This is a genomic window from Salinibaculum salinum, from assembly GCF_037645885.1.
GTDB lineage: Archaea > Halobacteriota > Halobacteria > Halobacteriales > Haloarculaceae > Salinibaculum > Salinibaculum salinum.
Window position 1 is genome coordinate 68,803 of record NZ_JBBENW010000017.1, and the last position, 12,245, is coordinate 81,047.

Annotated in this window: 17 protein-coding genes and 1 pseudogene; 8 read left to right on the forward strand and 10 right to left on the reverse strand. The window is 60.2% G+C overall.

Annotated features, from left to right (window positions below; translation table 11 throughout):
• Positions 1-329 precede the first annotated feature (329 nt).
• The gene (locus WDJ60_RS14465) at positions 330-584 is read left to right on the forward strand and encodes a hypothetical protein (protein ID WP_340101299.1); all 255 of its coding nucleotides are present in this window, start codon (positions 330-332) and stop codon (positions 582-584) included.
• A 59-nt stretch (positions 585-643) separates the two neighbouring features.
• On the opposite strand, the gene glmS is transcribed toward WDJ60_RS14465, so the two are convergent.
• Positions 644-2,455 carry a glutamine--fructose-6-phosphate transaminase (isomerizing) gene (glmS, locus tag WDJ60_RS14470; protein ID WP_340101301.1) on the reverse strand — a complete coding sequence of 604 codons (1,812 nt, stop codon included), beginning with the start codon at positions 2,453-2,455 and terminating at the stop codon, positions 644-646.
• Between the two features lie 190 nt (positions 2,456-2,645).
• A complete protein-coding gene (locus WDJ60_RS14475; RefSeq protein WP_340101302.1) occupies positions 2,646-3,200 on the reverse strand; it encodes an HTH domain-containing protein in 555 nt (184 codons plus the stop codon).
• Between the two features lie 707 nt (positions 3,201-3,907).
• Between WDJ60_RS14475 and WDJ60_RS14480 the strand changes: the two genes are divergently transcribed.
• Positions 3,908-4,201 carry a HalOD1 output domain-containing protein gene (locus WDJ60_RS14480; RefSeq protein ID WP_340101303.1) on the forward strand — a complete coding sequence of 98 codons (294 nt, stop codon included), beginning with the start codon at positions 3,908-3,910 and terminating at the stop codon, positions 4,199-4,201.
• 88 nt (positions 4,202-4,289) lie between these two features.
• Here WDJ60_RS14480 and WDJ60_RS14485 read toward each other — a convergent pair whose 3' ends face one another.
• Both WDJ60_RS14485 and WDJ60_RS14490 read right to left on the reverse strand, forming a co-directional pair.
• On the reverse strand, positions 4,290-5,030 hold the full coding sequence (locus WDJ60_RS14485; protein ID WP_340101304.1) for a proteasome assembly chaperone family protein: 741 nt from the start codon (positions 5,028-5,030) through the stop codon (positions 4,290-4,292).
• Positions 5,031-5,090: 60 nt separating this feature from the next.
• Positions 5,091-5,471 (reverse strand): DUF8062 family protein, encoded by a 381-nt coding sequence (locus WDJ60_RS14490; RefSeq protein ID WP_340101305.1) that lies wholly within the window; start codon positions 5,469-5,471, stop codon positions 5,091-5,093.
• Between the two features lie 89 nt (positions 5,472-5,560).
• Here WDJ60_RS14490 and WDJ60_RS14495 point away from each other — a divergent pair, with 89 nt between their 5' ends.
• From WDJ60_RS14495 to WDJ60_RS14510, 4 genes are read left to right on the forward strand one after another with little or no spacing between them, the layout of a single operon-like run.
• Positions 5,561-5,872, forward strand: coding sequence for a hypothetical protein (locus WDJ60_RS14495; RefSeq protein ID WP_340101306.1), 312 nt, complete (start codon positions 5,561-5,563; stop codon positions 5,870-5,872).
• A gap of 38 nt (positions 5,873-5,910) precedes the next feature.
• Complete coding sequence (srp19, locus tag WDJ60_RS14500) at positions 5,911-6,189, forward strand: signal recognition particle subunit SRP19 (RefSeq protein WP_340101308.1); 279 nt, start codon at positions 5,911-5,913, stop codon at positions 6,187-6,189.
• On the forward strand, positions 6,186-6,422 hold the full coding sequence (locus WDJ60_RS14505) for an H/ACA ribonucleoprotein complex subunit GAR1 (protein ID WP_340101310.1): 237 nt from the start codon (positions 6,186-6,188) through the stop codon (positions 6,420-6,422). The genes srp19 and WDJ60_RS14505 overlap by 4 nt, the downstream gene beginning before the upstream one ends.
• A gap of 55 nt (positions 6,423-6,477) precedes the next feature.
• Positions 6,478-7,560 (forward strand): presenilin family intramembrane aspartyl protease PSH, encoded by a 1,083-nt coding sequence (locus WDJ60_RS14510; protein WP_340101312.1) that lies wholly within the window; start codon positions 6,478-6,480, stop codon positions 7,558-7,560.
• Positions 7,561-7,563: 3 nt separating this feature from the next.
• Here the strand turns inward: WDJ60_RS14510 and WDJ60_RS14515 are convergent, their stop codons facing one another.
• Both WDJ60_RS14515 and WDJ60_RS14520 read right to left on the reverse strand, forming a co-directional pair.
• Positions 7,564-8,571, reverse strand: coding sequence for an ornithine cyclodeaminase family protein (locus WDJ60_RS14515; RefSeq protein ID WP_340101314.1), 1,008 nt, complete (start codon positions 8,569-8,571; stop codon positions 7,564-7,566).
• A gap of 47 nt (positions 8,572-8,618) precedes the next feature.
• Entirely contained in the window at positions 8,619-8,858 is a 240-nt protein-coding gene (locus tag WDJ60_RS14520; RefSeq protein ID WP_340101315.1) for a DUF8015 family protein, read from the reverse strand.
• A gap of 389 nt (positions 8,859-9,247) precedes the next feature.
• On the opposite strand from WDJ60_RS14520, the gene WDJ60_RS14525 reads away from it, so the two are divergent.
• Positions 9,248-9,412, forward strand: coding sequence for a DUF7331 family protein (locus tag WDJ60_RS14525; RefSeq protein ID WP_340101317.1), 165 nt, complete (start codon positions 9,248-9,250; stop codon positions 9,410-9,412).
• A gap of 88 nt (positions 9,413-9,500) precedes the next feature.
• On the opposite strand, the gene WDJ60_RS14530 is transcribed toward WDJ60_RS14525, so the two are convergent.
• Both WDJ60_RS14530 and WDJ60_RS14535 read right to left on the reverse strand, forming a co-directional pair.
• Entirely contained in the window at positions 9,501-9,938 is a 438-nt protein-coding gene (locus WDJ60_RS14530) for a DUF3054 domain-containing protein (RefSeq protein WP_340101319.1), read from the reverse strand.
• 6 nt (positions 9,939-9,944) lie between these two features.
• Positions 9,945-10,550, reverse strand: a complete 606-nt coding sequence (locus WDJ60_RS14535) for a class I SAM-dependent methyltransferase (protein WP_340101321.1) — start codon at positions 10,548-10,550, stop codon at positions 9,945-9,947.
• Positions 10,551-10,626: 76 nt separating this feature from the next.
• Between WDJ60_RS14535 and WDJ60_RS14540 the strand changes: the two genes are divergently transcribed.
• Positions 10,627-11,190: a GNAT family N-acetyltransferase gene (locus WDJ60_RS14540; RefSeq protein ID WP_340101322.1), complete on the forward strand. Its 564-nt coding sequence runs from the start codon at positions 10,627-10,629 to the stop codon at positions 11,188-11,190.
• 1 nt (position 11,191) lies between these two features.
• Here WDJ60_RS14540 and WDJ60_RS14545 read toward each other — a convergent pair whose 3' ends face one another.
• Positions 11,192-12,016 (reverse strand): DUF8054 domain-containing protein, encoded by an 825-nt coding sequence (locus WDJ60_RS14545; RefSeq protein WP_340101323.1) that lies wholly within the window; start codon positions 12,014-12,016, stop codon positions 11,192-11,194.
• Positions 12,017-12,119: 103 nt separating this feature from the next.
• Positions 12,120-12,245: pseudogene (locus WDJ60_RS14550) on the reverse strand (IS701 family transposase); the annotation flags it as partial.

The window sequence follows — 12,245 nt, forward strand, 5'->3', positions numbered from 1 at the left end:
TCCGGTAGCTGCTGTCGGTGAGTGGTGATAGTCGAGGTCTGAATTCTTGACAATCAATGATAAATCCGTGGTAATCACTGCCAAATTCAGTCGCGTCAAAACGTTAGCGGCGCAAGTTGGTTGGCGAATCCGTAGTACACTGGCAGAAACGGTGTAGGGATCTGGCATGCGATTGGTTAGCAACCGGACGGTACGTGTGACGAATCCGCGAGAAGGCTTTTTCAGGTAGGGAAAAACTACTCGGGTGGCGGCCGACCGAGCGCCGACCGGAGAACACATAACATGTCAGAGGCACGGCACAGACGAGACGAGACACGGAGGAATAATCTATGACGGGGAACACGCGGAACAGCTCTGATGGGGCGTTGCTGGAAGCGTTAGCGGAGACCGAGTGGGCTGACGTACCGACTGACCCCGACCTGCGACGGAATCTCGATTATAAACTCCGTGACTGGGAGGTGCTCCGACCCTCGGACGAAAGCGACCAGGTCGTGTTCCTCCCGGAGGACGAAGAGTTGTTGCGGAGCGAAGCGTTCGTCATCGCAGAGCAAGACGGGCTGTGCTCGCTCGAACAGCGTCGGTGAGTGTCGGCCCCCTACCTTTTGAAAGCGAGAGAGTCCCGCCGTTCACGACGCGGAGGATGTCATTCGACGGTAACGCTCTTGGCGAGATTCCGTGGTTTATCGATAGGGCGGTCGAGCAACGACGCGACCTGATAGGAGAGCAGTTGTAACTGCACGTTTGCGAGCACGCCGGCCAGGTCGGGATGCGTCGATGGTATCGTGAGATGGTCGTCCGCGACGGTACTGACCGGCGAGTCGGCTGCTGCCACGGCGACGACCGGGGCCTTGCGTGCGCGGGCCTCTTCGACGTTACTTCGAAGCTTCTCGTCGTTTCGACCGGTTGCGATAGCGAATATCGGTGTCTCGGGTGTCACCAGCGCCAGCGGGCCGTGTTTCAGTTCGCCAGCCGGGAACCCCTCTGCGTGCTCGTAGGAGATCTCTTTGAGTTTCAGCGCCGCTTCCAGTGCGACGGCCTGCGCGGTGTGTCGACCGATGAAAAAGTGTGCCTCGCTGGTCTGGTAACGGTGGGCTACCTGTTGGGCCCGAGACGTTTCCAGGACGTGTTCGACTTTGTTGGGCAGTGCGTGAAGTGCCCGAAAGAGCTCTGCGTCGTGGTCTGCGCTGTCCATGGTGTCGCGGACGAGCGCACGGATGAGACAGAGGAGCGTCGCAATCTGTGAGGAGAACGTCTTGGTCGCGGCGACGCCGATCTCCGGTCCGGCACGGATGAACAGCGCATCGTCACACGTTCGGGCGGCCGTCGACCCGACGACGTTCGTGACCGCGAGCGTTCGGATACCGCGCTCGATGGCGTCGTCGAGGGCGGCGAGCGTATCTGCCGTCTCGCCGCTTTGCGTGATACCGACGACGAGCGTGCCGTCGTCGGCCGGTGGCGGGTTGACCACGAACTCGCTGGCGCGGTGGACCGTGGTCCTCATCCCGCGTTCGGTCAGCACCTCCGCGGCGTAGAGACCTGCGTGATACGACGTGCCACACGCGACGAACTGCACTGTATCGATACTCTCGAAGGAACCCTCGGGGAAATCCTCCAGCGTAACCTCGCCTGTATCGGGATCGACGCGGCCGCGGATTGCCTGGCGAAGCGCCGTCGGCTGCTCGTGGATCTCCTTGTGCATGAAGTGGTCGTACTCACCTTTCTTCGCGTCTTCAGGAACCCAGTCGACAGTTTGAACCGACCGTTCGACACTGTTGCCATCGACATCCGTAATCTCGATTTCGTCGGTGGTCAGTTTGGCTACGTCACCGTCTTCGAGGTAGATAACGCGGTCCGTAAATTCGAGGAAGGCGGGGACGTCACTGGCCAGAAAGTGCGCGCCCTCGTCGATACCGAGTACGAGTGGCGACCCATCGCGGGCGGCGTAGATCGCGTCTTCGCCCTCGACGAGCATTGCAATCGCGTAGCTTCCGTCCAGCCGGGCAATCGCGCTCCGAAAGGCGTCCTCGGTCGAGGTCGCTTCCGGCAGGAACTCGGCGACGAGATGGGGCACGACTTCGGTGTCCGTATCGCTCTCGATATCGTGGCCGCGTTCGCGCAGCTCGGTCCGGAGCTCGTGGTGGTTCTCGATGATGCCGTTGTGAACCACGGCGATCTGGTTCTGGCAGTCGGTGTGTGGATGGGCGTTGGCGTCGGTGGGCGGCCCGTGCGTGCTCCAGCGGGTGTGGCCGATTCCCGCCGCACCCGTGAGATGCGTGCCGCGAACCCTCTCACAGAGATTGGACACCTCACCGCTGCGTTTGAACACGGCGACGCCTTCTCCGTTCTGTACGGCGAGCCCGGCGGAGTCGTACCCCCGGTATTCGAGGTTTCGCAGTCCCGCCAGAAGGTCGTCAGTCGTCTGTTCGCGACCGACACACCCGGTAATCCCGCACATCGTTACCACGCTCCCGCCGGCCCACCACTACTAGTCCCGCACAGGCACCCGAGGGCTGTTCGGCTGGACGCTGGCTGTGATCGCATATCACTCCGTTACCGGAGGTTTCGCCTTTGTTATGGGTCGGGTTGAAATTTCCAGCCTTCCGTTACCGTGGGTACCGGGAGTTTACTTCCCGATTGCTACAGGGTCACAGCTGCGCAATCGGGTCACGGTTGTCGGCCTGCTCCAGCTTCGTTACCTCTTCACTGGTTATTGCCTCCACGTAGTCAGTGACACTGATAGATTCGTCACCGACCGTACACGGGAACACCCCACAGATGTCTGTGTCAACTCTGACGCTTAGACACATCGAGGGGACGATCAGTTCATTGCTGGTCCGCTCGAGCATGGCAGAGTCAACGCTTTGTCGCTCGAAGGGGAGCGCCACGTCTTCTTGTTTGGATGCCCACTGCTCGAACTCCTCGATGTTGTCGAGCATCGACTCCGCGACGCTGGTCCCCGAACAGACGTCGCACAGACAGACACCGCCCCCCCAGAGGTTGACGCGATACGAGTCGATGTGGCCTGCAGACTGGAGGTCCTGTAGCTGACTGAAAAGTTGTTCTTGCCGCTGGCGTACACCGAGCGGTGGTGAGAGAGAGCGGACGAAAACATCAACCTCGACCTCGCCCTCGCCCTCGCTGCTTACGTGCTCGCGGTGGGCACTCAACCACCTCTCTGCTGTCGGATTATCCATGTCCATTGTATCACTCCGTATCCGCTATCGACAGTTTTGACACCACTGCAGTCGGTATTAAACCGAGAGAATCGTTCAACTTAGAAGGCCCCTTATAATCCAACCAACAGTCCCTTACCCGACGGTATTATTTTAATTATGAAATTTATCTTCCGCGAAAACACCGTCCTGACTTTCGAGCGATAAGGACAAAGTGAGTCGGTTTCGATTCGTTAAAACAAACTTACTTCTCCGAAACGACTCTCATACATACTACGTTCGTCATGTTCGATCACTGCGAATGCCTGAGCAGGTGGTAACCTCAGTGAAACAACTCTGTGCTCCTTCTTACTACCCTGTGATGGGACAATATGACTCTTCGTTTCGTCGAGTAGGGGATGACTCACGCAACCTATCCGGTCAGTGCCTGTTTCTCCTCGTTCGTAGTTGGCCGGACTCTCGACGGTCACGTTCGAGTCTGTCGTGAGACTGTGCTGGGTGGTACTGATTGCTTTCGTGTTCGAATTGCTTGTCTATTCATGTTATTACTGTTTCATAGCCCAGAGTAGATGCAAAATATTCACCGATCACCTGCCAAAGAGCAAATGTGGTGGTAGAGTGCTGTATACTCCGTGACTACTCCCAATCTTGTTGGAAGCGATATTTTAGCCTATATATCATAAAACAAATACAACAGTATTATAACCACCGACGTAGCAATTTCGGGTATTACAATGGTGGACAATGAATCGGCTGTTGGTGCAGAGACGACTTCTACAACGGGGACAGTCAGTCAGACTTACGACTGGTCAGCGACACATCCGAGCACGGCCGTCGTCGAAACTGTATCCGCAGCAACAGATACTGAACCGACAAACCTCGACACGCTCCAGTACGCAATCGACGCTGACGCACTCGATACGATCCTGCAGGATTCTGAGTCGGATTCGTTCGAGGTCTCCTTCAAGTACGCCGGAACCGGCGTCCTCGTCTCCGGTGACGGCACTGTCCGCGTGGCACTCGACTGATTTTCGGTACGCAATCAGGAGGTCGGGGAGAGTGGATTCGGCAGAAATGAGCTCATTGTAACATGTATGTCCACTCATTAATTCCTGGTTACATGTACATCCGGTCCTCCGGGAAGTCGCGGTCCTTGTTTTCGGCCTCGATGCGCGTCGCGAGTTCTTCGTAGTAGCGGTGAAACTCCGCGGATTGTGCCTCTAACTGTGTTGTGTCGATTCGCACGTCGAAATGGTGGTCGACGGCCTCGAGGAGACGCAGTGCGGCATCGAAATCCGGGCCCGGTGGATGAGCTGGTGTCACGTAGACGCCGGTTTTCAGCGAATCTGAGCCGATGCCGTCTTGCAAGAGCGTCCCGGGAACGCCGTCGAGAAAGCCGCCGCTGAGGCGCTTGACACCGGCGTCTTCGAGCGTCGAAAGCGGGTAGTCCTCGGTTGCGATCGAGAAGACGGCGTGATCCTCTGGTCCGTGTGGGTACGGGATGCCGTAGAGGATCGTTATCTCCTTGATGCCGTGGTCGGTCGCTAGTTCGCCGATCGCCTCGGCGAACCTGTCCCCGATTTCGAGCGGTAGGAAGCGTTCACTGACGACCATGGTCGGTCCCGATTCGCTCGTGTAGAGGCGACTCGGATACCGGGGAACGCCTTCGTTGAACGGGGTGATGGTCGGCAAGTCGTGAACCCTCACGTATCCGGCCTGTCTCGTCTGTCCTTCGGTAACGAGGTAATCGGCGGCGATGAGGCTCGCCATCCCGGGACTGGAGTACCCGACGAGTAATCTGTCCCCGAGGACTGCGTCGTCATCGACGTGAAACTCGAAACGGGGGTTCGCTGGCATACCGTTACTGACGGTTGGTCTTCACATAAACGAGTGGCCACAATGTGCCGTCGAGAGCGCTTACTCCGCGCTCCAGACCACTTCTTCGGTGTGGTCGGTCGGTGACTGGAGGCTCACGCTGTGGCGGGTGTGTCGGGTGTGTGTCTCGGCCCAGCGTCGCGCTGGTTGTTCCGAGAGAAATCGCTCCTCGTCGGGGCAGTTACGGCAGTCGGCAATCCACGGGGTCACGTCGTCGGGGAAGTGGCCGGTGTGGCGGTGATGGTCGAGTGCGAACTGTTCGAGCGCGCGGTTTCCGACCTTGAGGTCGTCGAGTTCGTAGTCCAACTCCCACGAGCGACCGCACCGCGAACATGTCACAGCGGGAGCGTCTCCCGGGTCCTCGGGCAGTGAGTCGAATACGTCGTCTTGCTCTGTGGTATCGTCTTCCTCGTGGTCGACCATACACAGTTGTACCTTCTCTGGCGGTTTCAATATATCCTCGCTCGACGCGGAGCAGTGGGTCTTTGCCAGGGCGGAGCCAACATCGGCTCGTGCGCGTAATCGAGTTCCTCTATGATTCCGAGCGGGCAAGCGAGACGGGTGAACGCGTCGCCGAGCACGTCAGGGCGCGTCCAGAGAGCGTCGAGATCGTCGACCTCGGTGTGGGAAATCGCGCGGACGCACAGCGGGAGGCCATGCTGTCGGTCGGCGATGCGACCCGCATCGGAACGAAACCCGACGCCCTCTTCGATGGCGATGGGAACCCTGATTTCTCGGATGGGGTCGTCATTACTGAGGACGACCGCGGCCGGCGGGAACTGGCAATCGGCGAGGCTGCACTGGAGCTACTCGACCAGGAGTGACAGGAAAGAGGTTTGTATCGCCGTCACCCAGCGACGGTATGGTCGAGAACGTTATCTGGCCGGCCTTTCTCGATTCGGACTGTACCCGGAGCGAGGGGCGGCGGGTATCGAAGGAACTCGCAGTTGCTGAGCCGACCGTCGACGAAATCGCACAGGCGGTCCAGCAGGTGGGATACGACGCCGTCATCGAGCGCGACAAGACCTATCCCCGCGAGTACGAACCGCGCGGGCGCGTTCTCGTGAAGGGTGCCGACGACGCGAGCAAGACCGACCTTCTGGGGGCCGTCGCGGCCTATCTGGATGTTATCCGCGGATGAAGCGCCTCGGTGAAGTGGTCCGAACGGCACAGGGGGTCGTTGTCGTCCGGAGCCCGGATGACTCGATGCCCGCTATCGGCACGAGCGTCGTCGACGAGTCGCTGGCCGATGTGGGACGGGTCGTCGACGTGTTCGGACCGGTCGACCGGCCGTACGTCGCCGTTTCGCCCGACGACGACGTTCGCATCGCTGCGCTCGTCGGGTCGAAAGTCTACGCTCGCGACGGCTCCTGAGGCTGGTTGACTGGCTGTCGAAACCCTGAAACCGCTCTCAGTCGAGTAGCCGAGTATGGACCAGCGCCGGCGTGCGTTTCTCGCGAGTGGGGCAATCGTAGGTATCTTCCTCGTCGTGCAACTCGGCGCACTCGCCATCGTCGAACCGTTCAAAGCACAGAACTACCAGTTCGTCGAGGACACCTCCGACCCGACCAACAGCCTCGTCTACATCGGTGCGATTCTCGTCGCCACTGCCCTGATGCTCGCCGCGATAAAACTCGACGTGGATATCCTCCTCCGCGGATTCGTCGTCTTCTCCGGGGCGTACGTCGCCTTCTACGTCTTCCAGGTTCTCCTTCCACCGGTAACTGTTTCTGTCGGGGGCGCCGCCATCCCTGCTGTCGCAGTCGGAATGGCCGCGGTGCTCGGCCTCGCACTCTGGTTCTATCCGGAGTGGTACGTCATCGACGCCGCAGGGATCCTGATGGGTATCGGTGCCGCCGGTATCTTCGGCATCAACTTCGGGATTCTCCCCGCTCTCGTGTTGCTATCGGTACTCGCCGTCTACGACGCCATCAGCGTCTACGGCACCGAACACATGCTCACGCTCGCCTCCGGTGTCATGGAGATGCGTGTCCCCATCGTACTCGTCATCCCGCTCTCGCTGTCGTACTCGTTCCTCGATGCCGATATGTCCGCCGGCGATTCCGAAGACGACGAGAACGCGAAGTCCGGCGAGAGTGACAAATCGGAAGGGAACGAGCTGTCCGGCGAAAATCCCGACAGAATGGCTGGGGAGACGGACGCGGACACCGATGAGAGCGGAGACGACGGTCACCAGATCGGGGACCGTGACGCACTCTTCATCGGACTCGGTGACGCAGTGATTCCGACGGTTCTCGTTGCCAGCGCAGCCTTCTTTATTACCGGTGTCCCGACGCTGTCGCTGCCGGGACTCTCGATTCCGCTCCCTGCAGGAACGGCGATGATTGGGACCCTCGTCGGACTCGTCGTTTTGCTGTGGATGGTGTTGAAAGGCCGCGCGCACGCGGGTCTTCCCCTGTTGAATGGCGGTGCAATCTCCGGCTACCTTATTGGGGCCGTTCTGAGCGGGATTCCACTGCTCGAAGCGCTCGGCCTCGCGGGTCTTTTCTGACTGTTACCGACTGGGCATCGCATCGCTGGCCGGCGAGAATGGTAACGTCGTCCCCAGCCCCGCTTCCTGTGCCTTCTCGTAGAGCATGTACGCTGCGGCGACCGTCTCGATGCCCGTTCCGCCACTGTCGAACAGCGTAATCTCCTCGTCGCTGGTACGGCCGTCGGCGACGCCCGCGACGACTTCGCCCAGTTCCGCGTGGACGTGGTCTTCGTCGATAGCTCCTTCCTCACGCGCCTGGATGTAGGCCCCAGCGTCCTGCTCGATACGCGCTCGGAGGTCGGGGACGTACGTCGACCGGACGACTGTTGTCGCGTCGATTTCTCGTTTCTGCCGGTCGTATTGCCCCATCGCGGTGACGTGGGTCCCCGGATCGAGCAACTCTCCGTCGAACACCGGCTCACTTGCCGTCGTTGCCGTGATGACGATGTCCGCTCCTTCGATAGCAGCTTCCACGGAGTCGACGGCAGCGACACTGGTCTCAAGACGGTCATCCATCGACTCGGCAAACGACGTTCTGCTCTCGGCTGTCGGAGAGAACACCGAGACGGAGTCGAGGTCACGAACTGCCGCGGCCGCGAGCAACTGTCCGCGTGCCTGTGACCCGCTGCCGACGAGCGCCAGGTCCGTCGCGTCATCGCGAGCGAGCGCGTCGATAGCGACCCCGCCTGCTGCGCCGGTTTTCGAGGGGTTCATACTCGCCCCGTCCAGGAGCGCGAGCGGTTCACCGCTCTCGGCGTCGAACAGCGGGAGAAAGAAGTGGGCGTCCCGTGCGCCGAACCCGGCGGCGTAGTTGTAGCCGCCCATCGCGCCAGTCTCCGGGAGAATCGCGAAGTAACCGGTCAGAAAGCCCGGCGGGTCGGCACTATCGAGGCGTGTCCGTGGCTCGGCGGGTGCACCGTTGCCTCGCTGCCGGTACCCCTCACGAACGGCGGAAACGTACTCGGCTGGTGTCGCGAGCTCCGCCAGTTCGTCGCTCGTCAGAAACAGTGTCTCGACATCGGGTGACATACCAACCGGTAGCAGGTGTCGACTCTTGAAAACTGCGACCCCGCCTGTCAATCGGCTGCAGGAATGGGACCGTCGGTTTGCGCCGCGGAGTCGGTCCCCGCGGTGGACTGTGCGGATCGTTGGACGGGTGCGCGGACGAACAGCGCGTGGCCGACCAGCGGCAGGGTGAGCCCGCCACCGGCGAAGATGGCGAGCGACGTCGCAATCCCTGCCAGCGAGAGCAGGCCGGTGACCCCGACTATCGTCAGCGGAATCAGCCCGAGAATGTAGTCGTAGTACTCAACCATGATACAGTATACCAAATGGAAGATTGTGATATAAGTGTTTCCCATAGGCACAGTATACAATTTATCGTAGGCACTAGATATTTACCCTGAATAATTGGAATAACCACTCATAACTTATGAAAATTATGTCGAGTGCCGATCGGGTGTGTTGGGGCGGTATCGTCTGGCCAGGTCTCCTGTCGCCGGTGGCGGGGGACCGAACTCAGTGATGAATCGACTACTTTCGAATCTGATAGCATCGCACACCGGGACGGGACAGGCGCGAGACTAAACACTGAATCAGTTTTCAAAGGCGATAATTGCGGGGGAGTACTTATTTATTACTGTGGGTGACGTTGTCATGGAGAAACAGCAACGACCTCCGGCCAGACCACTGGACATTCATGACCATGAACGCACCTGACGAGACCGACGACCGAGCCGCAGGCGGTGACCAGACTACCCGGTACGCGGAGTTGAATATCGGGGACGAGGAGTTCGTAATCTACGACCGGGAGAACCACCAGGCGTGGATTCAGTCGACCGCCATCGTCACAGCTGACGACCTGCGCTGAGTGCAGGTACCCAGACGGGGTCGCTGATACTGGTACCGGTTCCTTCTGAACGGAGCCAAGATAGAGACGTTCGCTACGAATTCGACCGTCATTCGTCTATCCGTTCTGTTCTACTCGCGATCACTGCGGCGAGCGCCCGCCAACCGACGAGGAGCGTTCCGCCGACGACGAACGTCACGAGTACGAACGTCGGCGCCGCAGTTCCGGTAAACAGTGACGACGCACGCAGCCCCATCCCAATCAGGAGCGCTAGAATCCACGCGGGGAGGGCCCAGCTGATTGCCCGTCGCGGCGTCAGGACTGCGTCGCGGGTGTAGAGCCCACCGATCAGTGCGGCGATTGCCCAGCCGATGAGAAACGGTGCCAGCGTGTCCAGGAACCCGAGAGGGTCACCGATGGGCTGTCCCATGTGTTCCTGCCGTCCGGCGGCGATAAACGTCGCTATTGCAAGGACATCTCCAACTACCAGGCCGGCCGCGAGCGAGGTCGGCTCGACCCGTGACCGGAAGTAGGAGGTCGTGCTCATACGTACTCACTCGAACTCCTCCGCCTTGGAGTTCCCGTTCTCCTGTCGGGCCAGACCGACGACCGTGTAATCGAAACCGCGGTCGATGATCTGCCCGTCCAGGCCGACTGCGTCGATTTCCGCCCGGAGTGCCGTCGGGCTGTAAAACGTCGAATCAAACCCCCAGAACTGTTCGGCGACGACGAGTGCGCGCCCCCGGAGAGTGGTCGGGTCGAATTCCCGGATGACGAGTACGCCACCCGGTCGCATTACTCGCTTGGCTTCCTGCAAGACGCCACGTTGATCTGCGATGTGGTGAAGTGCGTCAGAAACGACGACTGCATCGACTGACGCTGTGCGAATCGGGAGTTGTGACCCGTCAGCACAGACCGCCTCGATATCGTGTGTCCGTGCCTGGACGAGCATTCCCCGTGCAGGGTCGACGACCACCCGACAGTCAGCATCGATTGCCCGCACCGCACGGCCTGGACCGCCGCCAACGTCGACGACGCGTTCGACTGGTCGCTTTGCACGAGCGAGCGCCGCACGTAGTTTCGACCGCTTTGCTGCCGGCATCACAGCGTCGTAGAGTCGAGCGAAGCGGTCGAACGTCGAAACGTCGCCTACAGCCATATGCGTACGTCGGACTCCGGCCCCTAAACGCTGCGCCCACCGGTGGGCACTTTGGGCTGGCGGTCCACTATCACATATGGAGTTTGCACTGCTCGGCTGGCCCGAGGACGGCCCGACGCTCCGCCTTGATCACGAGCAGTTCAGCTACGCCGGGAAGTTCGTCATGTCCACGACGGGCAAAGCCGTGGTGCGGACCGGTCCCGCGACCCGTTCCGACCCTGCCGAGAGCCGATACGACAGTGACGTTCTCGCAGCCGTCGCCTTCGACGCCGACCGAACAGACGCGACGACACTGCGCTGTCGCTACATCACTGTTCGGCGTGACTGCCGCGGGGAAGGCATCGGTCCGCGTCTGCTCCGATTTGTCTCCGAGCACGCACGCCAGCGGGGATACGACCGTCTCTCGATTGCCGTCAACAATCCATACGCCTACGAGGCCGCCTACCGCGCGGGATTTGCCTACACGGGCGAGACGACTGGACTCGCTGAACTGGTCTGTTCGTACCCGCCTGCGGATGCTAGCCACAAACGATATCAAGACGGACTGGACCGCTATCGCGAACGCAATCTCACTGACGCAGAAGAACAGTTTCTCGCGACGAGAGATGAACTCCCCGGGACGGTCCCCTCCCCACTCTGAATTATATCGGCTGTGACTCGAACAGTCGCGCGTCACAGTCCGTACAGGAGACGGCTGCGACCTGGTGGGTCGAACAACACGACTCGACGGTGTCGGTCCCGAACTCGGGGATTCCGCCACACTCCGGGCAGGTGTCGATGAACAGTCGGATACCGTTTAGCAGTTGGCTCTGCTCATAGACGGGCAACTGCTCCCAGTTGCGATACCGATCTGCGAGGACGTTCGCGGCACCGAGGTCCGCCAGAAACGCCGCCTCGGACTCCCACTTGCCGACGACGCGCTCGTTGACCGATGCCTGGAACGCGTCGCCGAACTCCTCGAACTCGACGGTCCCTTCGTCGATGTCAAGCAGGTCCAGCAGTCGCTCTCGACTCACGTCCTCGGCTTTGATTCGGTCTATTTCGTCGTTCCAGTCGGCCCGGAACGTCTCCGTGAGACAGAGGTCGTCTCCCTCCGGACAGGGTTCGAGCGCACCGACCTCCTGGAGTGCCACTTCGGGGTCGAGGTCGCTGTCGTACGTTGTCCCTGCTGCCGGCCCCTTTCCGAACAGCGAGAGCAGCCACGGCGGGAAGTACCGCTTGGTCAACTCCGGCGTCCCCGGAACGAGGTATCCCCGAAAATAAATCGCGGCGACACTCACGAGGAAGACGCCGCCACCGATGGCGGTACCCGTTGTCACCGAACTGCTCGTTGATAGCGCTGCCCCCACGGCGACACTCACCACCGCTGCGATGAGTCCGTTCACTATTGTACACGGCAGACACCGGTTCTCACCGGTGTATTCCGGGTTCTTGAATCGCGTTAGCACACCACCTGTCTCTCCCATGTCGACTGCTTTCGAGGGCGGTCGTTTTCAGCGTTTCTCTTGGCGGGGGCGACGGGCTACTCAGTCACGATTTCGGAGTTTGTCGACTCGGTCTTCTAAATGCTCAGCTTTGAACGTTAGTGTCGGCTGTTGAGTGAACGAAAAGATGGTCGATCTCTTGCATAAGGTCATCGACGCCACGATCATCGTTGTCTCGAACCCACGAGAGAAGGTTGTACACGGCTTCTTT